This window comes from Caulobacter sp. Root1455 (assembly GCF_001426905.1).
Classification (GTDB): domain Bacteria; phylum Pseudomonadota; class Alphaproteobacteria; order Caulobacterales; family Caulobacteraceae; genus Caulobacter.
Genome location: NZ_LMFQ01000020.1, coordinates 1 through 25,112, shown reverse-complemented (window position 1 = coordinate 25,112; position 25,112 = coordinate 1). Strand labels below are relative to the sequence as shown.

23 protein-coding genes and 1 pseudogene are annotated in these 25,112 nt (G+C 65.6%); 12 read left to right on the top strand and 12 right to left on the bottom strand.

Annotated features, from left to right (window positions below; translation table 11 throughout):
- Nucleotides 1-70: 70 nt before the first annotated feature.
- The 4 genes from ASD21_RS09580 to ASD21_RS09565 form a co-directional block, all read right to left on the bottom strand.
- Nucleotides 71-1,342, bottom strand: coding sequence for an outer membrane beta-barrel protein (locus ASD21_RS09580; protein ID WP_156390688.1), 1,272 nt, complete (start codon nucleotides 1,340-1,342; stop codon nucleotides 71-73).
- Nucleotides 1,343-1,398: 56 nt separating this feature from the next.
- Entirely contained in the window at nucleotides 1,399-1,878 is a 480-nt protein-coding gene (locus tag ASD21_RS09575; protein ID WP_056440046.1) for a hypothetical protein, read from the bottom strand.
- Between the two features lie 203 nt (nucleotides 1,879-2,081).
- Nucleotides 2,082-2,675, bottom strand: a complete 594-nt coding sequence (locus ASD21_RS09570) for a polysaccharide biosynthesis/export family protein (RefSeq protein ID WP_056441095.1) — start codon at nucleotides 2,673-2,675, stop codon at nucleotides 2,082-2,084.
- A gap of 5 nt (nucleotides 2,676-2,680) precedes the next feature.
- Nucleotides 2,681-3,460, bottom strand: coding sequence for a metallophosphoesterase family protein (locus ASD21_RS09565; protein ID WP_056440044.1), 780 nt, complete (start codon nucleotides 3,458-3,460; stop codon nucleotides 2,681-2,683).
- 300 nt (nucleotides 3,461-3,760) lie between these two features.
- Here ASD21_RS09565 and ASD21_RS09560 point away from each other — a divergent pair, with 300 nt between their 5' ends.
- The 9 genes from ASD21_RS09560 (at nucleotide 3,761) to ASD21_RS09520 (ending at nucleotide 13,665) form a co-directional block, all read left to right on the top strand.
- Complete coding sequence (locus tag ASD21_RS09560; RefSeq protein WP_056440042.1) at nucleotides 3,761-4,714, top strand: transglutaminase-like cysteine peptidase; 954 nt, start codon at nucleotides 3,761-3,763, stop codon at nucleotides 4,712-4,714.
- 311 nt (nucleotides 4,715-5,025) lie between these two features.
- Complete coding sequence (gmd, locus tag ASD21_RS09555) at nucleotides 5,026-6,102, top strand: GDP-mannose 4,6-dehydratase (protein WP_056440040.1); 1,077 nt, start codon at nucleotides 5,026-5,028, stop codon at nucleotides 6,100-6,102.
- Nucleotides 6,092-7,051 carry a GDP-L-fucose synthase gene (gene fcl / locus ASD21_RS09550; RefSeq protein ID WP_056440038.1) on the top strand — a complete coding sequence of 320 codons (960 nt, stop codon included), beginning with the start codon at nucleotides 6,092-6,094 and terminating at the stop codon, nucleotides 7,049-7,051. The genes gmd and fcl overlap by 11 nt, the downstream gene beginning before the upstream one ends.
- Nucleotides 7,041-7,814, top strand: coding sequence for a WecB/TagA/CpsF family glycosyltransferase (locus ASD21_RS09545; protein WP_056440036.1), 774 nt, complete (start codon nucleotides 7,041-7,043; stop codon nucleotides 7,812-7,814). The genes fcl and ASD21_RS09545 overlap by 11 nt, the downstream gene beginning before the upstream one ends.
- Before the next feature lie 49 nt (nucleotides 7,815-7,863).
- Nucleotides 7,864-8,805 (top strand): glycosyltransferase family 2 protein, encoded by a 942-nt coding sequence (locus tag ASD21_RS09540; protein WP_082554704.1) that lies wholly within the window; start codon nucleotides 7,864-7,866, stop codon nucleotides 8,803-8,805.
- Entirely contained in the window at nucleotides 8,805-9,917 is a 1,113-nt protein-coding gene (locus ASD21_RS09535) for a glycosyltransferase family 4 protein (RefSeq protein WP_056440033.1), read from the top strand. The genes ASD21_RS09540 and ASD21_RS09535 overlap by 1 nt, the downstream gene beginning before the upstream one ends.
- Nucleotides 9,892-11,370, top strand: a complete 1,479-nt coding sequence (locus ASD21_RS09530) for an O-antigen ligase family protein (protein ID WP_162250229.1) — start codon at nucleotides 9,892-9,894, stop codon at nucleotides 11,368-11,370. Before ASD21_RS09535 ends, ASD21_RS09530 begins: the two co-directional genes overlap by 26 nt.
- Nucleotides 11,357-12,214, top strand: a complete 858-nt coding sequence (locus ASD21_RS09525; RefSeq protein ID WP_156390691.1) for a glycosyltransferase family 2 protein — start codon at nucleotides 11,357-11,359, stop codon at nucleotides 12,212-12,214. The genes ASD21_RS09530 and ASD21_RS09525 overlap by 14 nt, the downstream gene beginning before the upstream one ends.
- On the top strand, nucleotides 12,211-13,665 hold the full coding sequence (locus tag ASD21_RS09520) for an MOP flippase family protein (RefSeq protein WP_056440027.1): 1,455 nt from the start codon (nucleotides 12,211-12,213) through the stop codon (nucleotides 13,663-13,665). Before ASD21_RS09525 ends, ASD21_RS09520 begins: the two co-directional genes overlap by 4 nt.
- Here ASD21_RS09520 and ASD21_RS09515 read toward each other — a convergent pair.
- The 3 genes from ASD21_RS09515 to ASD21_RS09505 all read right to left on the bottom strand — a co-directional run bounded on the left by ASD21_RS09515 (nucleotide 13,662) and on the right by ASD21_RS09505 (nucleotide 16,684).
- Nucleotides 13,662-15,563, bottom strand: a complete 1,902-nt coding sequence (locus ASD21_RS09515; RefSeq protein WP_156390692.1) for a hypothetical protein — start codon at nucleotides 15,561-15,563, stop codon at nucleotides 13,662-13,664. The two genes, ASD21_RS09520 and ASD21_RS09515, sit on opposite strands and share 4 nt — an antisense overlap.
- 97 nt (nucleotides 15,564-15,660) lie before the next feature.
- On the bottom strand, nucleotides 15,661-16,005 hold the full coding sequence (locus ASD21_RS09510; protein WP_056440023.1) for a hypothetical protein: 345 nt from the start codon (nucleotides 16,003-16,005) through the stop codon (nucleotides 15,661-15,663).
- Nucleotides 16,006-16,114: 109 nt separating this feature from the next.
- Nucleotides 16,115-16,684 carry an exopolysaccharide biosynthesis polyprenyl glycosylphosphotransferase gene (locus tag ASD21_RS09505; protein WP_442856969.1) on the bottom strand — a complete coding sequence of 190 codons (570 nt, stop codon included), beginning with the start codon at nucleotides 16,682-16,684 and terminating at the stop codon, nucleotides 16,115-16,117.
- Between the two features lie 557 nt (nucleotides 16,685-17,241).
- Here ASD21_RS09505 and ASD21_RS09500 point away from each other — a divergent pair.
- Together ASD21_RS09500 and ASD21_RS09495 are read left to right on the top strand one after the other, a co-directional pair.
- A pseudogene (locus tag ASD21_RS09500) lies at nucleotides 17,242-18,455 on the top strand (UDP-glucose dehydrogenase family protein).
- A complete protein-coding gene (locus ASD21_RS09495) occupies nucleotides 18,452-19,429 on the top strand; it encodes an NAD-dependent epimerase/dehydratase family protein (protein WP_056440021.1) in 978 nt (325 codons plus the stop codon). The pseudogene ASD21_RS09500 and the gene ASD21_RS09495 overlap by 4 nt, the downstream one beginning before the upstream one ends.
- Here the strand turns inward: ASD21_RS09495 and ASD21_RS09490 are convergent.
- The 5 genes from ASD21_RS09490 to ASD21_RS09470 all read right to left on the bottom strand — a co-directional run bounded on the left by ASD21_RS09490 (nucleotide 19,426) and on the right by ASD21_RS09470 (nucleotide 23,688).
- Nucleotides 19,426-20,322: a DMT family transporter gene (locus ASD21_RS09490; RefSeq protein WP_268761000.1), complete on the bottom strand. Its 897-nt coding sequence runs from the start codon at nucleotides 20,320-20,322 to the stop codon at nucleotides 19,426-19,428. The two genes, ASD21_RS09495 and ASD21_RS09490, sit on opposite strands and share 4 nt — an antisense overlap.
- A gap of 49 nt (nucleotides 20,323-20,371) precedes the next feature.
- Entirely contained in the window at nucleotides 20,372-21,259 is an 888-nt protein-coding gene (locus ASD21_RS09485) for an SDR family NAD(P)-dependent oxidoreductase (RefSeq protein WP_056440019.1), read from the bottom strand.
- 111 nt (nucleotides 21,260-21,370) lie between these two features.
- On the bottom strand, nucleotides 21,371-21,568 hold the full coding sequence (locus ASD21_RS09480) for a hypothetical protein (protein ID WP_056440017.1): 198 nt from the start codon (nucleotides 21,566-21,568) through the stop codon (nucleotides 21,371-21,373).
- Nucleotides 21,565-22,482 (bottom strand): WecB/TagA/CpsF family glycosyltransferase, encoded by a 918-nt coding sequence (locus tag ASD21_RS09475; RefSeq protein WP_056440015.1) that lies wholly within the window; start codon nucleotides 22,480-22,482, stop codon nucleotides 21,565-21,567. The genes ASD21_RS09480 and ASD21_RS09475 overlap by 4 nt, the downstream gene beginning before the upstream one ends.
- 207 nt (nucleotides 22,483-22,689) lie before the next feature.
- The gene (locus ASD21_RS09470; RefSeq protein ID WP_056440013.1) at nucleotides 22,690-23,688 is read right to left on the bottom strand and encodes an NADPH:quinone oxidoreductase family protein; all 999 of its coding nucleotides are present in this window, start codon (nucleotides 23,686-23,688) and stop codon (nucleotides 22,690-22,692) included.
- 69 nt (nucleotides 23,689-23,757) lie between these two features.
- On the opposite strand from ASD21_RS09470, the gene ASD21_RS09465 reads away from it, so the two are divergent.
- On the top strand, nucleotides 23,758-24,636 hold the full coding sequence (locus ASD21_RS09465) for an isoaspartyl peptidase/L-asparaginase family protein (protein WP_056440011.1): 879 nt from the start codon (nucleotides 23,758-23,760) through the stop codon (nucleotides 24,634-24,636).
- Nucleotides 24,637-25,112: the final 476 nt, after the last annotated feature.

Sequence of the window (25,112 nt, the reverse complement as noted above, 5' to 3'; positions counted from 1 at the left end):
GCGACCTTAATTTATACGAAGTTCGCGCGCCACCCCGAGGCGGGGCGGCGCGCGTCAGCGGCGCTAAAGCTTAGCGTTGGAAGACTAAGGACAGGTTGAAGCGGTTGACCGAATAGTCGGGGCCGGCGACGATGAGGGGGCCCGAGCTGTTCTGCTTCAGATAGGTGTAGCCGGCGCGAACACCGACCGTGCGGTTCATGAAGTAGGTGGCTCCGAAACCGGCGCTGGTCCGGCCGTCCTCGCGGTCGATCGACTTGTACTTGTCCTTCTGGTAGCCGAGCTGCCCGTAGAGCAGCACGTTGCGCAGAAGTTCGTGATCGACCCGGACGCCGACGGTGTTGGAGAAGTAGCCGGGCGAACCGTTCGCCGTGCCTTCTTCAGGCGTGCGAGAGGCGGTGCCGGTGACCGTGGTCAGCTGGGTCGGAAACCATTCGACCTGAGCGTGAAGAGCCAGGCCGGATTGATCTTCGAACGCCTTATAGTCCTGCGAGGTATAACCGACGCGCAGTTCGCCACGGGCGGTGTTGCTGATGTCGAAGTTGGCGCCGACCAGCAACTCATAACCCTCGGAGTCGCGCTGCAGCGGCGAGGCCGGCGGCGCGAGGCGGTAGTTGCGCTTGTTGAACACGGCTTCGGCCAGAACGGCCGCCGACGGGCTGACGGCGTAGTCGGCGCGGACGTTGCCGATCGTCGTCTTGCGATCCCGGTTGTCTTGGTCGACGACGATGCCGGTCCTGGTCACCCCGTCATCGTAGTCCAACTTGGTGACGCCGACGCCGCCGCCCAGCTTCAGTCGATTGAACTCCTTGGATCCGGCGATCTTGGCCGCGGCCGAGGTATAGGCGATCGGCTTGCTCACGGTGCCGGGGGTGTCCGGCGACGTACGCGCCTCGTTCAGGTCGCCATAGTCGGCGGCGAAGCTGAGGTTGCCCGTCCGATCGACGTCCAAGCGGCCGGCGGCCCCGGCGGTCCAGGTCTCGGTGTCTTCGCTCTTCAGGTCGTTGTAGCGGGCGATCGCGCCGTTGACATAGCCGCCCAGCGCGTGACGCGACCAGTTCGAGCGCAACCGAACTTCGGGCGTGATCGTGTAGAAGATGTCGTCCTGCTCGGCGGCCTTGACGCGAGCATAGACGTTGTCGTTCGACTCGAGCGTCGCCGTCAGCTTGGGATAGGCCGTGAAGCCGCCAAGATGCACGCCGAGGGCGTCGAAGTCGGGACGCGAACGTTCACGCACGGCGATGTTGCGGTCGCGGACGAAGTTGCTTTCCTGAGCCTGGGACTCAGAGGGCGCGATAACACACACCGCAGCGGCCGCCGCCGCGAGCAGGAAGAGTTTAGACATGTTGATCCCCACGTGATGCGGCGGCGCCGACCGGCGCCGCCAGCTCGCTTAGTGCGTTAACCCTGGTATTCGGGGCCGTAATAATCCGAGCTGTCGCCATTGCCAACGGTGCCGGCCGTGGTGTCGGGCGGCACGCCGATATTGCTCCACACCGAGGCGTTGGCGTCGGCGTTCGGGTTGGCCTGAGCGGCGGCGGCAGGCGCCAGCGCGGCGCTGACGTCGGCGCTGACCTGAGCGAGCGCCGCCGAGCCGTCCGCGCCGAGGGCGGCCAGCAGAGCGGTGTCCTTCAGGGCCAGAGCGATGGCGGCCTGAGCCACTTTCGGGTCCGGGTTCGTCGCCACGATCAGGCGCTTGACGGCGTCGGCCGTGAACTTCTTCACGAACGCGGCCTTCTGCGCCGGGTTCATGTTCTGGGCGGTCGCCCGACGCTCGGCCTCGGCCTGGGCGTCCTTGGCGACGGTCGCGATCCTGACCGCCAGCTCGGCGGCCGTGATCGTGGAATACTGAGCCTTGGCCGCGGCGACAGCCGGGATCATGACTACGGAGGTCGCCAGCGCACCGAAAAGCAACGCGCCAGAAACCGCCAACATCGTTGATTTAACACGCATGTTCTTACCCCTCCAGACGGGCTAGACGCCAGTCGATGGTCAATTGCCACTGATGAGGGCAAGAATCCAGCGACGTTTTCTTAAAAGCTAACGAATCTTTGAAATAAGAGACGAGAGAGCAAAAATTGCTCCTAGAAAAGACGCTCGGTGATGCGGATCGTATCACCCGGGGCGACCTCGACGCCTCCCGTCAACGGGAACTGCCGCTCGGTCTGATCATTCATCCGCTTGATGAATACCCGCTTCTGGTTCGCGCGATAGGTGAAACCACCCGCGGTGGCCACCGCATTGAGAACAGTCAGGCCGCTGGTGTAGGGATACTGTCCAGGCTTTTCCACTTCGCCCATTATATAGAATGGGCGGTAATTGAGAACCTCGACACTCACACGTGGATCTTTGAGGTAGCCGTTGCGCAGCGACTGCTCAACGCCGCCCTGAAAGTCTTTCAGCGTCAGACCCGCCGCCTGGACCTCGCCCACCAGAGGGATCGAGACCAATCCGGTGCCCGCGACCACGAACTGTCCTGACAGCGCGTCCTCGCCGAATACGGTCACCCGCACCTTGTCGCCCGAGCCGAGCACGTAGTCCGAAGGCTGGAACGGCGGAGGCGCCGCGGCTTCGATCGCCTGCCTTGCGTGGACAGGTCCCATCGAAAGGACCAGCACCGACAGCGCCGCCACCAGGCAGCCCACCGCGAGTTTTCCTATCCTCATCACGCCGATCATCTCCATCACCCCCTGTTACGCTCAAGTCTGTACTGCATGATCGTTCGCTCAACGCCAAGCAGGCGCACGCCCGTCAGGACGCCCGTAGCATAGGCTCCAGTGTCTAGTCCTATACGTGTAGGGCCGTCATAAGGCATTTCTTCGGGCGTATGCCCATGAACTACAACTTTTTCGAACGGTTTCTTCTCGGAAAGAAATTCCTGCCGAATCCAGAGCAGATCGCGGGCCGATTGAGCATCGAGCGGCACGCCCGGCCGCAGGCCCGCGTGAACAAAGACGTAGTCGCCAAGGACGACCGCCAGCTCCAGCGACTTCAGGAAATGCAGATGCGTGGCCGGAAGCGCTGAAGACAGCGCGCGCCCCAGGGCGGCGAGATCCTCGGGGCCCACCCGGCCTATGGGCGGCGCGACACCGTAAGAGGCCAGGGTGGCGCCCCCGCCGAACTCCAGCCAACCCGCGTTGGCCACCGGATCCTCGATGAAGGCCAGCATGGCCTCCTCGTGATTGCCCATCAGGGTCCGCACTTCGAATCCGGGCGTGGAAAGCAGGGCCGTCAGGCGATCCAGCACGCCCTTGGACTCCGAGCCGCGGTCGACGTAATCGCCCAGGAAGACCAGAAGCGGGCGCTCGCCGCGCGACAAGGCCGGAGCGGCGTCGGCCACGATCCGCGTCAGCAGGCCGTCCAGAAGGTCCGCCCGTCCATGGATGTCGCCCACGGCATAGACCAAGCGCTCGCCGGTCGAAGCCGGGGCGGCTTTCTGGGCGGGACGGAACAGGCGAAACACGACGAGTCTCCAAGCGGGACGGATGTGTCCCACAGAATGAGGACCGACCCTAGCGCTTGCAAGATGAACGCCAGCCTGCAGCCCCGCGCTCCGGCCCGCGACCGCGAACCGCCCAAAATCCCACCTAACAAGGTTATTTACACAACATTCACCAATAAACACATCGTTTACCAACAACAGAAATTAAATAGGCTTAATAACGTATCGGTAATGTGGGTGTAATTTAAATTCACCCTAGTAATTACCCTTATTTTTATTGCGCAAAACTATTCATGTCCTCGTCTCCAAGCGAGGTAGGACATGCGAAAGTATTCGCTCACCGTATCGAACCGCCTGCCGCAAGCGATCGCCTCGGCCGTGGGCCTGCTGCTCCTGAGCGCCGGCGTCTCCGCGGCGGCGCCGCGGTCGGTCGACATGACCTGGAGCACGCCCTCGATCACGCCGCGAGGCTATGCCGACTATTGCGCCCGCTACGCCGGCGAGTGCCTGGCCACGCCGGCCGAACAGGCCAGCTATGTCGCCGTCGCCCAAGCCAATGTCGGCGGCAACTTCTGGAGCGCCAACTTCGCCGAAAGCGAACCGGCGGCCGACACGCCCTCGCCCCAGATGATCGCTGACAGCGCCCCCGCCGAAAATTTCTGGAGCGTCGCCTTCCAGATCCAGCCGGCCTCTCTGGCCGAGCCCGTCGGCGCGGCGCGCGACCAGGTCGATTGGGCGTCCCGTTTCGCGGCGATCGACGCCAAGCGGGGCGAAGAGAGCGCGTTCAACCAGGAGACCGCTCCGGCCGCCGCTCCGACCCTGGTCGCGTCTTCAGGACCGGTCCAACGCGTCGCCCTGACCGACAAGACCTGGGCCCTGCTGTCGAAGACCAACCGGTCGATCAACAACGCGATCGCCCGCGCCGACGATTTCGACCACGACGGCGTTCCGGACCGTTGGGACCTGCCGCTGCTCGACGGCAGCAAGAAAGGCGACTGCGAGGACTACGCTCTGGAGAAGCGGCGCCGGCTGATCCAGCAGGGCCTGCCCGCCGAAGCGCTGTCCCTGGCCATCGTTCGCACCAGCTGGGGCGAGGTCCACGCCGTGCTGGTGGTCGACACCGACCGCGGCGCCTATGTTCTCGACAGCCTGACCGCGTGGGTCACGCCTTGGACCCAGGCCCATTTCCAGTGGATCACCCGCCAGGCCGCCGGCGGCGCCTTGTGGGTGCGTCCCGGCCCCGCCGCCTTCCAGACGGCGTCCTTGACGCAATGACCTGAGCGCGCCGCCGTCCGCTCCCGCGGCGGCGCGCTCAGGGAGACCCAGCCGGTGTGATCGGTGCGGCGTCGCAGAAGCTTGTCCGGCGCCCTTTGTTCCGGCGGCGCCCAGACCGGTCACAAAACAGCAATACAAATGACCGGCGACAGCGCTTCAACAATGACCAAAATTTAGCCGACCGGCTGTTGGCGATTGCGCGAATTGGTCCTAATACGCGTGCACCGCAACAAAGGCTCGCTTAGCCGAGCTTACTCGGCTATTCGGCGCGAGCCGATGGATCCGGCTGCGACTGTGTTTACGGGGGCGATATGAGTAAGAGTGATAGCGGCAAGGTCGCGCTCATCACGGGCGTGACGGGCCAGGACGGCGCTTATCTGTCAGAACTCCTGCTGTCGAAGGGGTATACGGTTCACGGTGTGAAGCGTCGCTCGTCGTCGTTCAACACCGGCCGTATTGAGAACCTGTACCAGGATCCGCACGAGAAGGATCAACGGTTCATTCTCCACTACGGCGACATGACCGACAGCACCAACCTGATCCGGATCGTGCAGCAGACCCAGCCGGACGAAATCTACAATCTGGCCGCCCAGAGCCACGTGGCGGTCAGCTTCGAGACCCCCGAATACACCAGCAACGCCGACGGCACCGGCACCCTGCGCTTGCTTGAGGCGATCCGCATCCTGGGCCTGGAAAAGAAAACCAAGTTCTACCAGGCCTCGACCTCGGAGCTCTATGGCCTGGTGCAGGAAGTGCCCCAGAGCGAGAAGACGCCGTTCTATCCGCGCAGCCCCTACGCCGCGGCCAAACTTTATAGCTATTGGATCGTGGTGAACTACCGCGAGGCCTACGGCATCCACGCCAGCAATGGCATTCTGTTCAATCACGAGAGTCCGCTGCGCGGCGAGACCTTCGTCACCCGCAAGATCACCCGCGCCGTCGCGGCCATCAAGCAAGGCTTCCAGGACAAGCTCTATCTGGGCAACCTCGAGGCCAAGCGCGACTGGGGCCACGCCCGGGAATATGTCCGCGGCATGTGGTTGATGTTGCAGCAGGAAACAGGCGACGACTATGTGCTGGCCACCGGTGAAACCACCATGGTGCGCGATTTCGTGACCAAGGCCTTCTCCGAAGTCGGCGTGACCTTGGCCTGGTCGGGCAAAGGCGTCGACGAGAAGGGAACCTGCACGCAGACCGGCAAGGTTCTGGTCGAGGTCGATCCGCGCTATTTCCGCCCCACCGAGGTCGAACTGCTGATCGGCGATCCGACCAAGGCCAAGGAAAAGCTGGGCTGGGTCCACGAAACCAAGTGGGAGCAGCTGTGCGCCGAGATGGTGGCGGCCGACATGATCGCCGTGGCCAAGGAGCAGCGCCGCAATGCCGAGTGAGGGGCCGAATGACGTGATCTTTCCCCTCGGGGGCAAGCGCGTCTGGGTGGCCGGCCATCGGGGGATGGTCGGCTCGGCCATCGTCCGCCGGCTGGCCTCCGAAGGCTGCGAGGTGATCACGGCCGGACGCGAGGTCGTCGATCTCAAGCGCCAAGACCAGGTCCAGGCCTGGATGGCCAGGGAAAAACCCGACGCCATCTTCCTGGCGGCGGCCAAGGTCGGCGGGATCCTGGCCAACGACAGCTTTCCGGCTGATTTCCTCTACGACAACCTGATGATCGAGGCCAACATCATCGAGGCCGCCCACGCCCAAGGCGTGGCCAAGTTGGTGTTCCTGGGCTCATCCTGCATCTATCCCAAGTTCGCCGAGCAACCGATCCGCGAGGACAGCCTGCTGACCGGCGCGCTGGAGCCGACCAACGAGTGGTACGCGATCGCCAAGATCGCCGGCATCAAGCTGGCCCAGGCCTATCGCAAGCAGCACGGCGACGACTTCATCAGCGCCATGCCCACCAACCTCTACGGCCAGGGCGACAACTTCGACCTCAATTCAAGCCATGTGATGCCGGCCCTGATGCGCAAGGCGCACGAGGCCAAGCTGGCTGGCGCCGACAGCATCACCATCTGGGGCACCGGAACCCCGCGCCGCGAGTTCCTCAACGCCGACGACTGCGCGGACGCCTGCGTCTTCCTGATGAAGACCTATTCGGACTTCGAGCACGTCAATGTCGGCTCGGGCGAGGACGTGACGATCCTGGAACTGGCCCAGCTGGTTTGCGAGGTCGTCGGTTTCAAGGGCGACATCGTCACCGATCCCTCCAAGCCCGACGGCACGCCCCGAAAGCTGATGAGCGCCGACAAGCTGCGCGCCATGGGATGGTCGCCGAGCATCGCGCTGCGCGATGGGATCGCCGAGACTTATCAGTGGTTCCTGGCCCATGACCGCTGAACCCACGCTGCAGTCCTATGACGTTCTGGGCGTTCAGGTCAGCGTCACCACCCTGACCACCGCCTCCACCGCCATCCACGCATGGGCGAAGGACAAGACCAGCCGCTTCGTCTGCATTCGCGATGTCCACGGCATTATGCAGGCCTATGACGATCCGGAGCTGTCGGAACTGCACAAGAGTGCGGCGATGGTCACGCCGGACGGCATGCCGCTGGTGTGGATCGGCCGCCGGGCGGGCCTCCCTGTCGAGCGCACCTGCGGCCCCGACCTCATGGACCGCGTCTTGTCGGACTCGGCGACCTCGGGGCTGCGGCACTACTTCTTCGGCGGCAAGCCGGGCGTGGCCGAACGCCTCAAGGCCGTTTTCGAAGATCGGTATCCCGGCCTACGGGTCGTCGGAGCCTCGACCCCCCCGTTTCGCGAACTGACCGACGAGGAGCTTCAAGCGGTCGCGGCGGAGATCAGCGCCAGCGGCGCGGATGTCGTGTGGATCGGACTGTCGACACCGAAGCAGGAATTCCTGATGCGCCGGCTCGTCGCGCACACCTCCACCACCTTGATCGGGGTGGGCGCGGCCTTCGACTTTCACACCGGCGCGGTGAAACGCGCGCCGCGCTGGATCCAGAAGGCAGGGATCGAGTCCCTGTTTCGACTGGCCAGCGAACCTCGCCGTCTTTGGCGGCGCTATCTGATCATGGCCCCGCGCTTCGTCTTTCTCATCGCCCGGCAGAGCGCCGGCAGGCTTCTTCACTCACGACGATAGCGCCGGACGATCAGGACTTCGCTCACCTAACCTTTTTTGGATCCAAGACATGGCTTCCGGCGCACCAACAGTCAGCGTGATCATTCCCACGCGGAATCGCGCCGATCTTGTCTGCCGCGCCGTCAGAAGCGTGCTGGTTCAGTCGGTTTCGAGCATCGAGATCATCGTATCGATCGACGGGCCCGACCCTGTGACCGAGGCTGCCCTGGCGCAGATCCACGACCCACGCCTTCGCGTGATCGTCGCGCCGGAATCGAAAGGCGCTCCAGCGGCGCGCAACCGCGGCTTCGAAGCCGCGACCGGCGAGTGGATCGCGCTTCTCGACGACGACGACGAATGGATGCCCACGAAACTCGAACGCCAACTCGAAATCGCGGCCCGCTCGTCCTTTGCGCTTCCCATCATCGCCAGCAGCCTTATCGCGCGGAGCCCGTCCGCCGACTACACATGGCCGCGGGAGGTTCCGTCGCCAGCGGTGCCGATCTCGGAATACATGATGGTCCGCACCGGCCTGTTTTCCGGCGATCGCGTCATCCAGACATCGACGGTCATGGCGCGTCGGGCGCACTTCACCCAAGTCCCTTATCTGGTCGGCCTCAAGAAGCACCAGGACTGGGACTGGCTGCTGAAAGCCCTGGCGATCGAGGGCGCCGGCCTGGAGTTCGTGCCCGAGGCGCTGACTGTCTGGTACATTGAGGAAAACCGTCCGGGCATCACCGCCTCGAACGACTGGCGCGCCTCGCGAGAATGGGCTCTCTCTGTCCGGGACCTGATCACCGACCGCGCCTACGCCGCCTTCCTGCTGCTCTATGTGGGCTCGATGGCCGCCCGCACCGGCCAGCGCGACAGCCTGCGGCCGATCTTGTCCGAGGCCCTGGCGACCAAGGCCTTCGCCTGGCGGCACATCGCCATCTACCTGTCGCTCTGGATCATCCCGCCCTCGACCCGCCAGCGGCTGCGACGTCTCGTTCATGGACGCGCGGTGACTTGATGCGCATTCTGATCTACGCGTTGCAGCGCTCGACCGCGCCTACCGGCCTTTGCCGTTACACCGCCAACCTGGTCCACGCGCTCAAGCAAAGCCCGCTCCACCCCGAAATCGACCTGATCATCGGCAGCTGGCAGCGGGACTATTATCGCGAGATCTTCAACGTAGACGCCAGTCTCGCCACGATCATCGAGCCGCCAATCAAGAACGACCTGGTCGGTCGATATGTTTGGCCCGTCCTCAACCTCGGCAAGCTCGCGCGGCGGCGGGGAGCGGATATCGTCCATTTCGCGGCCCCCTCCGCGTTCGCGCGATCCCTGATCGGCGTTCCGGTCGTTACCACCGTGCACGACCTGTACGCCTACAGCCATCCGGAAGTCTTCAAGCTTCCCAACCGCATCCTCAACCGCGCGGTGCTGGCCAACGCGATCACCAACAGCGACGCCACGCAGGTCATCTCGGCCTGCACCAAGGAGGAAATGGCGCGACTCTTCCCCGACGAGATGACTCGCGACCACCGCATCATCTATCAGCCGGTCACGGTGCTTTCTCCCGATCCCGGCGCGGCTCCGCGCCGCCCCTACGTCCTGTGCGTCGCCGGCCACCGCAAGCACAAGAACATGCCGCTGGTGATCGACGCGATGCGTGTCCTGATGGACCGCGGCTCGCTGTCCGCCGACACCGCCCTGGTCATTGTCGGCGAGCGCGCGACGGAAACGGCGGCGATCGAAGACGCCGCGACCCGGCAGGGCGTCACCCTTGAATTGCTGTCCTCTGTCTCGGACCAGACGCTGGCCAATCTCTACGGCGGATGCCTGGCGTTCGTGGTGCCTTCCGAGGCCGAGGGCTTCTGCCTGCCGCTCGTCGAGGCCCTGATGCACGGCCGGCGCGTGGTCTGCTCCGACATCCCCATCTTCCACGAAGTCGGCCGGGACGCCTGCGCCTTCTTCAGCCTGGCCGGCGACAGGACAACGCACCTCGCGGACGCCCTGCAGAACGTGTTGACCCAGCCCGAACCGCCTCGCGAGGAGCGTCGCTTCAGTTCCGCCCTGTTTGCCGAGGAGTGCGCCGCCAGCTATGCGAGCGTCCTTGAGGCCGCGAAGCCTGGCCCATGAACCGAAACTCTTAAACCAGACAACGCTAGCCTACACGCCTGAAGCCGCAGCACTGGATTTGTCCGCCCGAATGTCCTTTCCGTCTCAGCCATCCCCCTCGCGCGCGCCAACACACGCAGCCCCAGGCGGAACAGCGTTCAATAGGGTCGAGAAGGGTCTCGGCTCGGGCTACACGCGCGCTTCGATCGTCGCCATCGTCCTGGCCCTCCTGGCGGCCAAGGCGTTCCTCTATTTCGCTGTGTCGACGGCGCAGGACCCCGTTCCCTACAACAATCCGCTGGCCGGCCAGATCATCGGCAACCTGACCCGCCTGTTCCTGTTGTTTGGGCTCCTGATGTTCGTCCGCTTTGGAAGCCTCCAGCTCCTTCTGCGGGAACGTCTGCTCAGCGCGCTGTTCGCGTGGTGCGTCCTGTCGGTCGCGTGGTCGGTCTATCCGAAAGGATCGGCCGTTTCGGTCTACCGCCTCGTTCCATTCATACTGGTGGGCCTCTGGGTCATCTCGGATAGCAAGTCCTCGACCATCTTCGAGAAGATGCACCGGCTGTGCCGGGCCATTCTCTACATCAACATCGCCTCGATGTTCCTGTTCCCGCCGTTCGCCTTCATGCAGGGCATCCACGAAGGGGCGTTGCGGGGGGTGTTCCAAACCAAGAACGTCCTTGGCTTGAACCTGGCGCTCTGCCTGTCCCTCTTCGTACCCGCGCTCCTGCAGCGCAGGACCTCGCTGCGCATATTCGACATCGTCGCGACCCTGGTGCTGCTGATCTTGGCCCGATCCGTGACGTCGGTCATGTGCGCCGCGGTCATCTTCGGGATCACGGCCGGCACCATGGCCATCCGTGGGCTCACCCCTCGACGCCACATGCGCATCGCCTTCACCATGGTGCTGGTGGTGATCCTGCCGGCGCTGTTCGCGATCCTGCTGCCCCTGGTGGAGAACTTGCTCGTCTTCTTCGGACGCGACCTGACCTTCACCGGCCGCAGCACGATCTGGAGCTTCGCGATTGACGCCATCCACCATCGTCCATGGTTCGGCCACGGCTTCCGGGCGTTCTGGCAGGACCCCCAGAGCACGATCGTCGGGCGCGGAGTGATCTTCTTCGCTCACTCCCACAACGGCTACATCGACGCCTGGCTGGACGGCGGCGTCTTTGAATTCCTGCTGTTGATCGCGGTCTTCGCATCGCTGGCCTACCGAGCCGTGATCACCGCTCTGAACGAAAAGGCCAAGCTCAGCACGAACGCCTTTCCCATGCTGGTGATCATGACCGTGATCACTCACAATCTGGCCGAAACCAGCTTCCCGTTCGACGTCTACATCATCCCGGTCTTCGTCATCGCCGCCAGCGTATTCTGTCGCCTGGAGGCCCAGGCTTCAGCGAAGGCCAAGCCCATTGCTCGATCCAAAACCAAGGCGGTCTTTGCAGGGAGACAGGCTCATGCCAGGTCTTGATCTTCGCGAGGTGCTTCAGCGGGCCAAGGCCGCCGCCATCGCACAAGTCCACGAAATACGGCTCAGTCTCTTTCCCTCGGCGGTCAAGGCCTCGCCCCACGGCCTGCCAGGCCGCCTAGTCGTCTCTCTCACCTCGTTTCACGCGCGTTTCCATACGCTGCACCTCACGCTTCGTTCGCTGCTGCAACAAAGCTTGAAGCCCGATGAGGTGGTTCTCTGGGTCGGCCACGCGGACTTCGAGCGACTGCCGAAGAAGGTGCTGGATCTGCGCCGGCTGGGCCTGACCATCAGCAGTTGCGAGGACATCCGCTCGTACACCAAGATCATCCCGTCCCTGCGGACCTATCCCGACGCCTTCATCGTCACGGCCGACGACGACGTCTACTATTGGGACGACTGGCTGAAGGAATTGGTCGAGAGCTACGATCCCGCCAGCCGCCTCATTCCCTGTCACCGATGCCATCTGATCCGCACAGACGCCCAGGGCCTTCCCCTGCCCTACCTGCAATGGGAACTGCAGCTGGATCGACCACTGGCCTCGCCGCTGGTGTTCGTGACCGGCGTGGGGGGCGTGCTCTATCCGCCCGGCAGCCTGCATCCTCAGGTGCTCGACGAAGCCCAGTTCCGTTCGCTTTGCCCGACGACTGACGACGTCTGGCTGTATTGGATGGCGCGCAAGGCGGGCTGGGAGTTCCGGCAGATCGGTCGTCGCCGACGCGTGCTCAATTGGAATGGCTCACAGAAGATGTCGCTCATGGCAACGAACGTTCCCGAGGGCGGCGGCAATGACCAGCAGCTCGGAAACTTGATCCGCACCTACACCTGGCCTCCGGTGACGACGTGAACGCGCGCGCGCAGGCGTTCGCCGCGGTCCGCTGGGCTTCGATCGGCTCCATCGGTCGGGCCCTGATCGGCTTCGCCCAGCTCGCCGTGCTGGCGCGCCTGATCCCGACGGCGGAGTTCGGCCTCATCGCCTTGGCCCTGGCGGTCGTGAACACCGCGCTCATCCTGGCTGACGTCGGACTGAGCAGCGCCATCATCCATTTCCAAGAGGTCACGGAGAAGGAGCTTTCCAGCCTGTTCTGGCTCAACATCGCCGTCGGCGTGGTCCTGACCCTCGTGCTGGCGGGAACGAGCGTGGCGATCGCCCAGGTCTACGGGCAACCTCGGTTGATCGGCGTCTTCGTCGCGATCAGTCCGCTGTTCGCCTTGACGGCCCTGGGGCAGCAGCAGCGGGCCCTCGCCGAGAAAGCCCTGCGCTTCAATCAGTTGGCCATGATCGAAATCAGCGCCACCGGCTGCGGGTTTCTCGTCGCGATCGCCGGCGCCCTTTCCGGCCTTGGGGTGTACGCGATCGTGCTCAGCCTTCTGACCATCGCCGCCGTCAACTCGGCCCTGGCCTGGGTGGTGCTGAGCCGCACTTGGCGACCCAGCTTCCACTTCAGGCTGGCCGAGACACGGCGTTTCCTGTCCTACGGCGGCTATCTGATCGCCGGCAATCTGGCCAACACCCTGACCATGCAGGGTGATGTCGTGCTGGCGGGCAAGCTCTTTCCCGGCAGCGTGCTGGGTCTCTACAGCCAACCGCGCGAGCTGTGCATGCGCATCATGTTCGTGATCAATCCGATCGTGACCCGCATTGGCCTACCGCTCATCGCGCGCTCGCAGGGCGACCTGCAGAAGGTCAAGACGATCTATCTGAACACCCTGCGCATGACCGCTTCGATCAACTTCCCAATCTATGCGTTTCTGGCGCTGTTCTCGTCAGACGTCGTCCTGTTCATCTTTGGCCAGAAGTGGATCGACGCCGGACCGCTCCTGCGCGCGCTCGCCCTTTGGTGCCTGGTGCGTTCGATCGGCAACCCCGTCGGGAGCCTGCTCAATGCGATGGGGCGCACGAAGCGTGCGCTGATTTCGTCGGTTTGCGTCCTGGCGCTGCTGTATGCGACCGTCCTGTTCTCGTCGCGGGCGGGCATGGTTGGCGTGCCGTATGGCTTGCTGGCGCTTTATGCCGCGCTGATCAGCCCCTTCTGGTTCTTCCTCGTCCGACCCGTCTGTGGTGCGCGCTTCCTCGAGTATCATCGACAACTCGCCGTTCCCGCGCTGACCACGCTGGCGGCCTGCGGCGGGGCCTACTTGGCGACGCTCGAACTGCACGGCGCGTTCCTTCGTCTTTTGGTGGGCGGCATGGCTGGCGGCGCGTCCTATCTGGTCGCCAGCCTGATCATCAACCGCAGCTGGGTGCAGGCGATGATTGAACTGGCGCCCCTCAAGCGGCGGGCGGCGGCGGCCTAGACGCCCGGCGCCGGAGTCGCCGCGCCGATCGATCCGGTCGGGCGGAAATCGTTGCCGCGAAGTTCGTAGGCCGTCGGCGACTTTCCGACCGTCACCCATCGGGGACCCGAGACCCCCCAGATCCGATTGTCGACCACGCTCACGCGGTCGGCGCGAAGTGTGGTCGAAAGCCGAAGGCCGGCAAGCGGCGCGGCGGCGTCCACGCTGATATTGCGAACGACGATCGTTCCCCGGCAATCGATGTCGAGCGCGCTCGCATCGGGTGCCGTCGAGGCAGCCTGGATATCCAGGTCCACAATGGTGACGTTCGCGCAGGGCCGCGCATACTTGTCGGTCAGATAGAGTTTCGACCTGACCACGACCGCCGCGCGGCTGCCGCCGCTCATGGTGATGACGCCGCCGCGAACGGTGAGGTTGCGCGCGCCGGCGCGCGCGACGATCGCCTGCACGGCGCCCTCGAACCGCGGATTGAGCACGAGCAGTCCGTCCGAGCCGCAACTGAAATCCACCTGTATCGAGGCGCCGCCGCCCGAGGGATTTTCGATGATGGTGTCATCGTCGCCCGCGAAGGTGGCGTTGCCGATGTCCCAACCCTTGTCTCCGCCGTGGTTCTGATCGTCGAGAGAACGGAACCGTTTGGCCCCAAAACCATGGGTCTTGTACTGGCCGTTCAGCCCCTGGAAAGCGACATTCCGCGTTGAAAGCGTGTCCAAACTCTGGACGTCGTCGACCAGGTGTCTCAGCTTTCGGCCGACCAGGGTGCGCGCGACGCCGCCGCGACAGCGGTGAAACCTTACGCCATAGCCGTGACCGCCTAACGTAGGGCGAAAAGCGTCCGAAAACTCGCAACGTTCGACGATCGGCGCCTCACAGTGCTGAAAGTAGACCGCCGCCAACTGGTAGCCGCCGGCCCGCACGTTCTCCACGCGCGGGGCCACGGCCAGGGCCACCGCGATCAGGTGGGGCGCCGCGCCCAGCGTTTCGACATCGCCTTTGAACGCGTCACCGGGATCAACCTCCTCCAAGCCGCCGATATTGAGGATCCTGAAGCCCTCAAGAGGCCTTATGGCGAAGATCTTGGCGTCCGGTCCGTATCTGCGCTCCAGCTTGTTGGATAGGACGATGCGATCTCCGTGGACGGCCTTGATGCGATTGATCTCGCCGCGCCCCCGCGCTTTGTAGAAGGCTCCAGGTGCCAGCCCGCTGTTCCAGGCTAACAGACGCACGTCCTGATGAATCCGCACCAATTGACCCACGGCCAGGTTCACGCCCATGCCCGAGGCCACGGAAAGGGTGCCGCTCTCGTCGATGGCGCTTATCGAAATTGGGCCTTCCTCCCGGCCCCTGGCGTGAATTACGGGCGCACCCCTGACTTCGCCCTCGTCAACAAAGGCGGGTCGAGCGAGGATCCGCGCACCGCGAAAATCGAGAACGACCTTGTCGGAGATGACATTCAGGCTCTTTAGGCAATAGGTCGGGCGGCTGCCGTAAATGACCCCACCGCCTCGCGCGCCGATATAGTCGATGGCTGCCTGCCAACCCGCCGTGTCGGCCTCGTAGTCGTCGCCCAGAGCGCCGAACTGCTCCACCCGAGGCCGTGTTTCGGTCAACTCAAACCAGCGACCGTCGGCCGATTGCCGGCGAAAGGCGGTCTCCCCCGAAGCGCTCGTCTCGGCGTACCAGCCGCCCCCCTCGCCCGGGATTGAATGGCCCGTCGTGCGGACAATGTGGCGATCGGCGGGGACTTTCATCGCGCCAATGTCGGAAAACAGGGCGACGCTCATGAAGGCTTCGCCGGCCGCGTTCCGCTGGACTCCGTCGGCGCCAAACGCCCATCCGCCGAAGGCGGTCCAGGGTGCCGCCAGAAGCAAACTGCGGCGCGCAACTCTGTAAGCCAAGATCTTCTTCCCGTCTGAAAGGCGCACTGTTTTTGCGTCTAGAGGACGTTCCTCTTGAACTCAAAACTGGAAAACGGAAGATTTGGCGGATGAAACATCATTCGCCGCGAGCCTGGCATTCGGCCTTGGTCGTTCCCAGCAGCGCTGGGGCCCGTATGGTTCCGACGACGGTCTGATCCAGGCCCACGGCCGACCAGGACTGCGATCCCGATCCAAGCACCGCGCCTGTGACGTCCACGAAGGCGCAGCTGGCTTCGACGCTGGCGAAAACGCGGGGTGTCTTGTTCCTGACACGCACGGTAAAGATGATTTCCTCGCCCTGTGGAAAGCCGCGGCTGACCTCCACTGGCAGGCCGACGGCGGCGCGGACAGTCGTCGGCTTGATGATCTTCGGCGGCGGCTTGGCCAGCCATCCGAAAGGCGCGCCGATCACCAGCCCCAAAACCAGGCCGTGTCGGAAGAAGCGCGAACGCCGAATATCGCGAAGGAAGGATTGTAAACTCATGCGCTCTCGCGACCTCGCACCCGTCTAGGCCGCATCGCTTCGCCGTTCAGTACGCATTCGGGTCGCGCAGAACCAGAGGAACGGTGCGCAGCAGGATGACGATGTCCATCCCCAGCGACCAGCGCTCGATATAGGCGTTGTCGGAAGCGACCCGCTTTTCCATGCAGTCGAGGGTGTGGATCTCGCCGCGATGCCCTTCGACCTGGGCCAAGCCCGTCAAACCGGGGCGAGCGCGGAAACGGCGGCGATAACCGCTGACCAGGGCCTCGTAGCGTTGATCATGCGACAGGGCGTGCGGGCGCGGGCCGATCATCGACATGTCGCCCTTCAGGACATTGAGCAGCTGGGGCAGCTCGTCGACGCTGGTCTTGCGCAGCAGGGCGCCGACCCGGGTGATCCGATCGTCGTTCTTGGCGGCGTGCTTGATGTCGGCGCCGTCCTCCTGCACCCGCATCGTGCGCAGCTTGTAGATCCAGAACACCCGACCGTTCAGGCCGGTCCGGCGCTGGCGGAACAGGACGGGACCCGGGCTGTCGAGCTTGATCGCGATCGCGGCCATCAGCAGCACGGGCAGGAAGAACAGCAAGGCGAAGGCCGACAAGGCGACGTCGAACAGGCGCTTGGCGCCGCTCGATGCGACAACGGTCGCATCGGCGTCGTTCGCGCAATCCTCGATCCACGCCTCCTCCGCAACAACCGTGCTCGCGGAAGTCGTAGAGTTCGCAAGGTTAACAGCACTGAGTGACATGTTCCGGCCCCCTCGAAACCCTTGACCCCTACTCGTAGCCGCCATCCGTAACACTTCTTTAAGTATGATCAAGAAAACTCTGGCCATAGACGTTCGATTAACGCCGATCGTGCATCTTCTCTGAGCAAGAGAGGTGACGAATGACGGCTGTTCGCGCGACTTTGACGTCGGAATTGCAGGGATTGGGCGGGCGTTCGGCTCGACGTCTTCCTGTAGCCCTCGGTCTCGGCCTCGCCGGACTCGCCAGCGGCGGCCTGTGGGCCGTGATCGTCCTGGCTTGCTTCAAGGCTTTCTGAACACAGTCAGCCAACCCGCGCGGCGCCCTTGTGAATTTTGCATGGCTGGACACCTAAACAGTGTCCGTCGCCACTTCGGTCCGCTAGAACCCAGCCGGCCAAGTTTGAAATGGTCGACGGGAAATCTTCATGCGCGTAGCAATGATCGGCACCGGCTATGTGGGTCTGGTGTCGGGGGCGTGTTTCGCCGACTTCGGGCACGTGGTCACGTGCATCGACAAGGACCCCAGTAAGATCGAGCGGCTGGGCCGCGGCGAGATCCCCATCTTCGAACCCGGTCTCGACGATCTGGTGGCGCGCAACGTGCGCGAAGGCCGCCTGTTCTTCACCCTGGACGGCGCCCAGGCGATCAAGGACGCCGACGCGGTGTTCATCGCCGTCGGCACTCCGACCCGTCGCGGCGACGGCCACGCCGACCTGTCCTATGTCTACGCCGCCGCCGAGGAGATCGCCGGCCTGATCGAGGGCTTCACCGTCGTGGTCACCAAGTCGACCGTGCCGGTCGGCACCGGCGACGAGGTCGAGGCCATCATCAAGAAGACCAATCCGAAGGCCCAGTTCGCCGTGGTCTCCAATCCGGAGTTCCTGCGCGAAGGCGCGGCCATCGAGGATTTCAAACGTCCCGATCGCGTCGTGGTCGGCACCGAGGACGAACGGGCCCAGGCGGTGATGCGCGAACTCTACCGGCCGCTGTCAACGAGATGGCCGACCTGTGCGAAAAGGTCGGGGCCGACGTCCAGCAGGTGGCCCGGGGCATCGGCCTGGACAAGCGGATCGGCGGCAAGTTCCTCAATGCGGGCCCCGGCTACGGCGGCTCGTGCTTCCCCAAGGACACCATCGCGCTGGTGCGCACCGCCCAGCAGTACGGCGCGCCCGTCAAGCTGATCGAGACCACCGTGGCGGTCAATGACGCGCGCAAGAAGGCCATGGCCGAGAAGGTCGCCGCCGTGCTGGGCACGGACGATCTGACCGGCAAGACGATCGGGGTGCTGGGCGTGACCTTCAAGCCCAACACCGACGACATGCGCGACGCGCCCAGCCTCGACATCCTGCCGGCCCTGTTGGCCAAGGGCGCCCGCGTCCAGGCCTTCGATCCGGAAGGCGCCAAGGAGGCCGCCCACATGATGCCGGGCGTGTCGTTCGTCGCGGGTCCCTACGAGGCGGCCCAGGACGCCGACGCGCTGGTCATCATCACCGAATGGGACCAGTTCCGGGCCCTGGACCTGGAGCGACTCAAGACCCTGCTCAAGGCCCCGGTCGTCGTCGACCTGCGCAACGTCTACAAGCCGGCCGAAATGGTCCGCGCCGGCTTCACCTACGCCTCCATCGGACGCGGCGCATGAGGGACGGCCCCGTCATCGTCACCGGCGCGGCCGGTTTTATCGGCATGCACCTGGTCGAGCGCCTGCTCGATCGCGGCGAGACGGTGATCGGGGTCGACGCGTTCAACACCTACTACGATCCCGCGCTGAAGGCCGCCCGGGCGGACCGTCTCGACGGGCGGCCGGGCTTCACGATGATCCGCATGGACATCGCCGAGCACGAGGCCTTCGCCGAACTCGTCAGGGCCCACGGCACCAAGCGGATCGTTCACCTGGCCGCCCAGGCGGGCGTTCGCTACTCGATCGACAATCCCTTCGCCTATCAGCGCTCCAACCTGGCCGGCCATCTGTCGGTGCTGGAGGCGGCGCGCCACAACGGCGTGACCCACCTGGTCTACGCCTCCTCCAGCAGCGTCTATGGCGACCGACCGCTGGCGGGCGAGGGCTTTCGGGAAACCGACCCGGTCGATGCTCCGGTGTCGCTCTACGCGGCCACCAAGCGCGCCGACGAACTGATGAGCATCAGCTACGCCAAGCTCTACGGCTTCCCGATGTCGGCCCTGCGGTTCTTCACCGTCTACGGCCCCTGGGGTCGTCCCGACATGGCCTATTTCGGCTTCACCCAGAAGATCTTCGCCGGCCAGCCGATCGAGGTCTATGGCGAGGGCAAGATGGCCCGGGACTTCACCTATATCGACGATATCGTCGACGGAATCGTCGGCGTGCTCGACCATCCGCCGGCCAAGGGCAAGCATGAGATCTACAATATCGGCGACAACGATCCCGTCGGCCTGATGGAGATGATCACCACCCTGGAGACGGCCCTGGGTCGCGAAGCGGTGAAGATCATGCGACCGATGCAGCCGGGCGACGTCACGGCGACCTACGCCAATATCGACAAGCTCACGGCCCTGACCGGGTACAAGCCCAAGGTCAAGCTGGCCGAAGGCCTGACGCGGTTCGCCGACTGGTATCGGTCGTTCTACGCCGGCTAGTCGGCCAAGGCCCGCGCCAAGGCCCGGCGCCGCGACAGCTGGTGCTCCCGCCAGCTGATGAACAGGGTCGAGGCCACGACCACCGCCGCGCCGGTCAGCACCGCCAGGCTGGGCGTCTCGTGAAAGAGCGCCAGGCCGGCGATCACGGCGAACACCAGGCGGGTGTAGTCGATCGGCGCCATCACCGCCGCCTCGCCCGCCTCCATGCCCTTGATGTAGCAACCCTGGGTCAGGGTGCCGATCACGCCCATCAGGGCCAGCAGGCCCAGGTCCGGCGGGCTGGGCCAGCGCCAGACGAACAGGGCCGGCGGGATCGAGAAGATCAGCCCCAACCCCGCCGCGTAGACCAGCAGGGTGAAAGGCGAGTGGTCGCGGGTCATCACCTTCATGCCGGTGATGGTCAGGGCGAACAGCAGCGCCGAGGCCAGGGCGGCGGCCTGGGGCCAGCCCAGCCAGTGGGCCGCCCCGGCGCCGCCCGGCTTCAGCATGATCAGCACGCCGACGAAGCCGACCAGGGCCGCGCCGACGCGCAACGGGCCGACCGGCTCACGCAGCACCAGCGCCGCCAGCGGCACGAGCCACAGGGTGCGAGTGAACGACAGGGCGTTGGCGTCGGCCAGCGGCAGTTCCTGATAGGCGTAGAAGCCCAGGATCATCGCCAGAACGCCGGCGCTGGATCGGAAGATCAGGATGCCGGGCCGCGTGGTGCGCAGGGCGCCGCGCCAGTCCCGGGCCGCCAGAGGCAGCAGGATGAGCGCCCCGGCCAGTTGCCGGTAGAAGGTCTGCAGCGCGGCCGGATAGCCGGCGCCCAGATATTTGATCAGGGTGGTCATGGCGGTGAACAGCACCGCCGAGGCCAGCATCCACAACGCCCCGCGCAGGTTCGGCGTCAGCCGGGCGCCGAAGGCCCGGCCGGCGGCGATCAGGCTCACTGGGCCAGGCTCACTGAGTTTGGGCGGCGACCATGGCCGCTCGCATCTGCTCGGCCTGTTCCGGCGAGATGCCCATGGCCGACAGCAGCGGCGAGGGGGCGGCGCGATCCCAGGCGTGGCGGCCGCCGATCGTGACGCCGCCGTCGACCACCAGGTGTGTCCCGGTCACGAATTCGGAGTCGTCGCTGGCCAGATAGAGCGCCGCGCGGGCGATGTCCTCGGGCAGGCCGGCCTTGGGGATCGGCTGGATCCTCGGCCCGACCTCGGCGACCCGGGCCGCCATCTGGTCGGCGACCTCGCGCGGCAGGCCCATCGAGGCGCCGAAGATCGAGGTGGCGATCAGGCCGGGGCAGATGGCGTTGACCCGGATCTTCAGCGGCGACAGCTCGGCCGCCGCGCATTTGCTCATGTGGATCACCGCCGCCTTGGCGGTCGAATAGGCCAGAGGTCCGAAGCCCGCCTGCAGCCCGGCGATCGAGGCGGTGTTGATGATGCTGCCGCCGCCGCGCTCCAGCATCAGCGGCAGGGCGTGCTTCATGCCCAGCACCGGCCCGCGCAGCAGCAGGGCGAAGGTGGCGTCCCAACCCTCGGCGGTCATGTCGGCCACGCCGTTGGGCGCCCCGCCCATGCCGGCGTTGTTGAACAGGATGTCGAGGCCGCCGAAGGCGTCCTGGGCCAGCTCCACCGCGGCGGCGATCTGGCTTTCATGGGTGACGTCGCAGGGCGCGAAGCGAACCTTGTCGGGAAAGCGCTTCTCCAGCATCTGGCCCTTCTCGGCCTGCAGGTCTGCGGCGACGACCCGCGCGCCCTGGGCCACGAACAGCTCCACCGTTCCCAGCCCGATGCCCGAGCATCCGCCGGTGACCACCGCAACCTTGCCGTCCAGACGTCCCGTCATGCGCCGCTCCCTTTTTGGCCGCGCGCGACCTCTGGAGAACGGGCCGCTGCGTCAGGCGCGACTATCCTGGCGCGCCGACGCGCGCCTGGCCAGAAAATAAGTGAACAGCGTTCAGGCTTGCTGGCGGACCGGCGCCGACTGCAGCCGGTTGAACACCAGGCTGAACAGCAGCCAGACCGCGCAGGGCAGCAGCAGGACGGCCCACGCCAGGACGAGACCGGCCAGGCCGCAGACCGCCGCGACGCGTTGCGCGATGCGGGGCCGCTCGACCTTCTCGGCCGGCGGCGGCAGATAAATATTCAAGCTCATCGTCCCCCCAGAACGTCAGAGCGCGCCAATTCAGCCGCCCGTGCGTAGTCCGCGCGGAGGGCTTCGGAGCTTTCGCGGGAAGCGGCCTGTCCCGCAAGCGCATTCCCCAAATCGCGTATGGCCGGACCCAACAGAGCCCACGGCTCCACGCAGTAGCGGGTGAACAGGCGCTGGGGGTCGACCATCAGCCGGAACAGCCATTCCATGCCGACCTGCCCCAGCCAGCGAGGCGACGGGCGCTGGACGCCGGCCTCGTAATCGAACGCCCCGCCGACCGTGAAGGTCACGCAGGGACCGAGCTCGGCCCGGTTCTCCAGGACCCAGAGCTCCTGGCGCGGCATGCCCATGCCGACCAGCACCACGTCGGGCCGGTAGGCGTTGATCGCCTCAAGCACCGCTTGGTTCTCCACCGAGCCGGGCGTGACGTCGAAATAGCCGTGATGCGTGCGAAGCTGCGCGCCCGGCCAGTCGGTCCGAATGCGGGCGGTCGCCTTCTCGCCGACGCCCGGGGCGCCGCCGACGAAGAACACCTTCCAGTTCTCCTGGATGGCCCGTTCCCAGAAGGCGTCGCGCCAGTCCAGATAGGTGCAGCGATGGAACCGGCGACTGGCCCGGCCGACGATGCGCGCCCAGAAGATCAGCGGCACCGAGTCGACCTCGATCAGGTCGGACGTGCGGAAGAACTGGGCGACCCTTTCGTCCTTGCGGAGCAGATACAGGCTATGGAGGTTGTGGTTGGCGACCACGGCGCTTTCACGCGCGGCGATCTTGCCGGCCACGAAATGGAACACTTCCTCGGGACGGACCAGGTCCATCGAGCCGCCGAGAACCTGCACGCGCTCTTCCGGGCGGCGGTTCAAACGGAAGTTCCGACGCACCTCTGGAGAGAATGCGTCCCTCGCTGGAAGAAACATCTGGACCCGACTCCGACGACTTGGAGCACAGGTTTACAGGAACAGGCTTAGCCCTTTCCCAAGAAGGATGATTAGCGACGCTTAACCTTGAATTCGAGCGTTGCGGAACAGTTCACCATTTAAACGCCTGGCGACACACGCGGATCTCCACCGCGCCAAGACTTTCGCTTGGACGGCGATGATCCGCATGTGTCGAGGCGACGCGGACTATTCGTTGACGACCACGACCTTGCCCATGGCCTTGCGGCTGGCCAGGTGGGCGATGGCGTCGCCGGCCTTGGCCAGGGGGAAGCGTTCGGAGACGTACGGCTTGATCTTGCCGGCCTGGTAGAGGTCCATCAGCTCGCGGACGTTCTGGGCGTGACCCTTGGGATCGCGGGCCACCGACGCGCCCCAGAACACCCCCACGATGTCGCAGGATTTCAGCAGGGTCAGGTTCAGCGGGATCTTCGGAATGCCCGACGGGAAGCCGATCACCAGGAAGCGGCCGTTCCAGCCCGCCGCCCGGATCGTGGCTTCCGAATAGTCGCCGCCGACCGCGTCATAGGCCACGTCCCAGCCGTTCGGGCCGCAGGCGTCCTTGATCAGGGTCGCCAGGGCCTTCTGGCCGTCCTTGTCGAACGGGCCGCGCGGATAGACCACGCCGGCGTCGGCGCCGTGCTTGACGGCCAGGTCGACCTTCTCCTGGCTGGAGCAGGCGGCGATGACCCGCGCCCCGGCCGCCTTGCCCAGCTCGACGGCCGCCAGGCCCACGCCGCCGGCCGCGCCCAGCACCAGCAGGGTCTCGCCGGCCTTCAGACGGCCACGGTCCTTCAGGGCGTAATACGAGGTGCCGTAGGTCAGGATGAAGGCGGCGGCCTCGTCGAACGGCATGTTGTCGGGGATCGGCGTGCAGCGGGCCGCGTCCAGGGCCACCTGCTGGGCCATGCCGCCGTGGCCGGTCGAGGCCAGCACGCGCTGGCCGACCTTCAGGGCCGTCACGCCCTCGCCCACCGCGGTGACGACGCCGGACACCTCGCCGCCGGGCGCGAACGGCCGCTCGGGCTTGAACTGGTACTTGTCCTCGATGATCAGCACGTCGGGATAGTTGACGCCGCAGGCCTTGATCTCGAGCACCACCTGGCCCGGACCGGCGACGGGGTCGGGAAGCTCCTCCAGCACCAGGGTCTCGGGTCCGCCGACCGCCTTGCTGAGCACCGCCTTCATCTCGCCTCTCCCGTCTTTCTTCGTTAAGAGCGCGGACGCTAGCGCAGGCCGTCCGGCCAAGGAAGCAGAATGTCAAACAAGCGTTTTACTCTCGCCCTGCACGGCGGCGCCGGTCCCAAGCGCGGCCATGACTACGGCGTCGAGATCGCCCACATGCGCGGCCTGGTCGAGGCGGCGCGCGACCGGCTGGCGGCGGGGGCCGGGGCCCTGGACGTCGCGGTCGAGACTGTGGTCGCCCTGGAAGCCTCTGGCCTCTACATCGCCGGCAAGGGCGCCTCGCCCAACGCCGACGGCGAATATGAGCTGGACGCCAGCCTGATGGACGGCGCCACCCTGCGGGCCGGATCGGTGGCGGCTCTGCAGGGTTTCGAAAGCCCGATCCTGGCCGCCCGGGCGGTGATGGAACGCACCCCGCACGTGATGCTGGCCGGCGAAGGAGCCATGGCCTTCGCCCGCGAACAGGGACTGAAAGAGATCGCCGATCCGGCGACCTGGTTCACCCAGGCCGGGGCCTTCGAGGACAACCGGGCGGCGGACAGGCCGCCCACCGGCACCGTCGGCTGCGTGGTCCGCGACGCCGAGGGCCGGCTGGCGGCGGCGACCTCGACCGCCGGGGTGTTCGGCAAGCTGCCCGGCCGGGTCGGCGACAGCCCGATCATCGGGGCCGGGGCCTGGGCCGACGGCCACGCCGCCGTGTCCTGCACCGGCCAGGGCGAGTATTTCATCCGCACCGCCGTCGCCGCCCAGATCGCCCACCGGGTGCGGTTCGGCGGCGAGAGCCTGGAGGCCGCCGCCCGGGCCGCCATCCAGGGCGTGGCCGAGCTGGGCGGCCACGGCGGGCTGATCGCCGTCGACCGGGACGGCGAGATCGCCATGCCCTTCGCCTCCAGCGGCCTCAAGCGCGCGGCGCTGTTGCCCGACGGGACGATCGTGGCGGAGGCGTTTTAGCTCCAGACCCTCCCCCCGTGGGGGAGGCGGCCGAAGGCCGGTGGGGGGAGTTTTGGGATCATCGATCATGGATCTGGCCATCTTCCGAATACTCCCCCCTCCGTCGGCTCCGCCGACACCTCCCCCACCCGGGGGAGGACCTTCGTGCGGCCGCCGCTTGCCCCCTACGGACCGCTTCGCGGTCGTCTTCCCCCAGAGGGGGAAGAGGGCCCGCGCGCGCGTCCTCCGCCCCCTGTGGGGGCGGACAGGCGGCGAAGCCGCCAGGTGGGGGCAAGTGTTCACCGGCATGGCTCTTCAGGCTCACGCGGGAACCGCTGAGGTGATGGAAAGGGTCGCGGAGCGCCGGACGACGTCCGGAGTGTTTGAGTAGTAACCGTTTCGACGAAGCCCGATCGCTCCGCGCCACCGTTATCCGGAAGCCCGCGACGCTGAGCCCTGTTAGGGCCTCGCCGCCTTGAAGCCTCCGACGGGCGGGC

Coding starts and splice junctions, on each gene's coding strand:
- gmd (WP_056440040.1), top strand. CDS start 5,026: ATGAGTAAGAGTGATAGCGGCAAGGTCGCGCTCATCACGGGCGTGACG.
- ASD21_RS09560 (WP_056440042.1), top strand. CDS start 3,761: ATGCGAAAGTATTCGCTCACCGTATCGAACCGCCTGCCGCAAGCGATC.
- ASD21_RS09525 (WP_156390691.1), top strand. CDS start 11,357: ATGCCAGGTCTTGATCTTCGCGAGGTGCTTCAGCGGGCCAAGGCCGCC.
- ASD21_RS09475 (WP_056440015.1), bottom strand. CDS start 22,482: ATGTTTCTTCCAGCGAGGGACGCATTCTCTCCAGAGGTGCGTCGGAAC.
- ASD21_RS09485 (WP_056440019.1), bottom strand. CDS start 21,259: ATGACGGGACGTCTGGACGGCAAGGTTGCGGTGGTCACCGGCGGATGC.
- ASD21_RS09540 (WP_082554704.1), top strand. CDS start 7,864: ATGGCTTCCGGCGCACCAACAGTCAGCGTGATCATTCCCACGCGGAAT.
- ASD21_RS09570 (WP_056441095.1), bottom strand. CDS start 2,675: ATGATCGGCGTGATGAGGATAGGAAAACTCGCGGTGGGCTGCCTGGTG.
- ASD21_RS09545 (WP_056440036.1), top strand. CDS start 7,041: ATGACCGCTGAACCCACGCTGCAGTCCTATGACGTTCTGGGCGTTCAG.
- ASD21_RS09535 (WP_056440033.1), top strand. CDS start 8,805: ATGCGCATTCTGATCTACGCGTTGCAGCGCTCGACCGCGCCTACCGGC.
- ASD21_RS09465 (WP_056440011.1), top strand. CDS start 23,758: ATGTCAAACAAGCGTTTTACTCTCGCCCTGCACGGCGGCGCCGGTCCC.
- ASD21_RS09480 (WP_056440017.1), bottom strand. CDS start 21,568: ATGAGCTTGAATATTTATCTGCCGCCGCCGGCCGAGAAGGTCGAGCGG.
- ASD21_RS09470 (WP_056440013.1), bottom strand. CDS start 23,688: ATGAAGGCGGTGCTCAGCAAGGCGGTCGGCGGACCCGAGACCCTGGTG.
- ASD21_RS09575 (WP_056440046.1), bottom strand. CDS start 1,878: ATGATCCCGGCTGTCGCCGCGGCCAAGGCTCAGTATTCCACGATCACG.
- ASD21_RS09580 (WP_156390688.1), bottom strand. CDS start 1,342: ATGTCTAAACTCTTCCTGCTCGCGGCGGCGGCCGCTGCGGTGTGTGTT.
- ASD21_RS09495 (WP_056440021.1), top strand. CDS start 18,452: ATGAGGGACGGCCCCGTCATCGTCACCGGCGCGGCCGGTTTTATCGGC.
- fcl (WP_056440038.1), top strand. CDS start 6,092: ATGCCGAGTGAGGGGCCGAATGACGTGATCTTTCCCCTCGGGGGCAAG.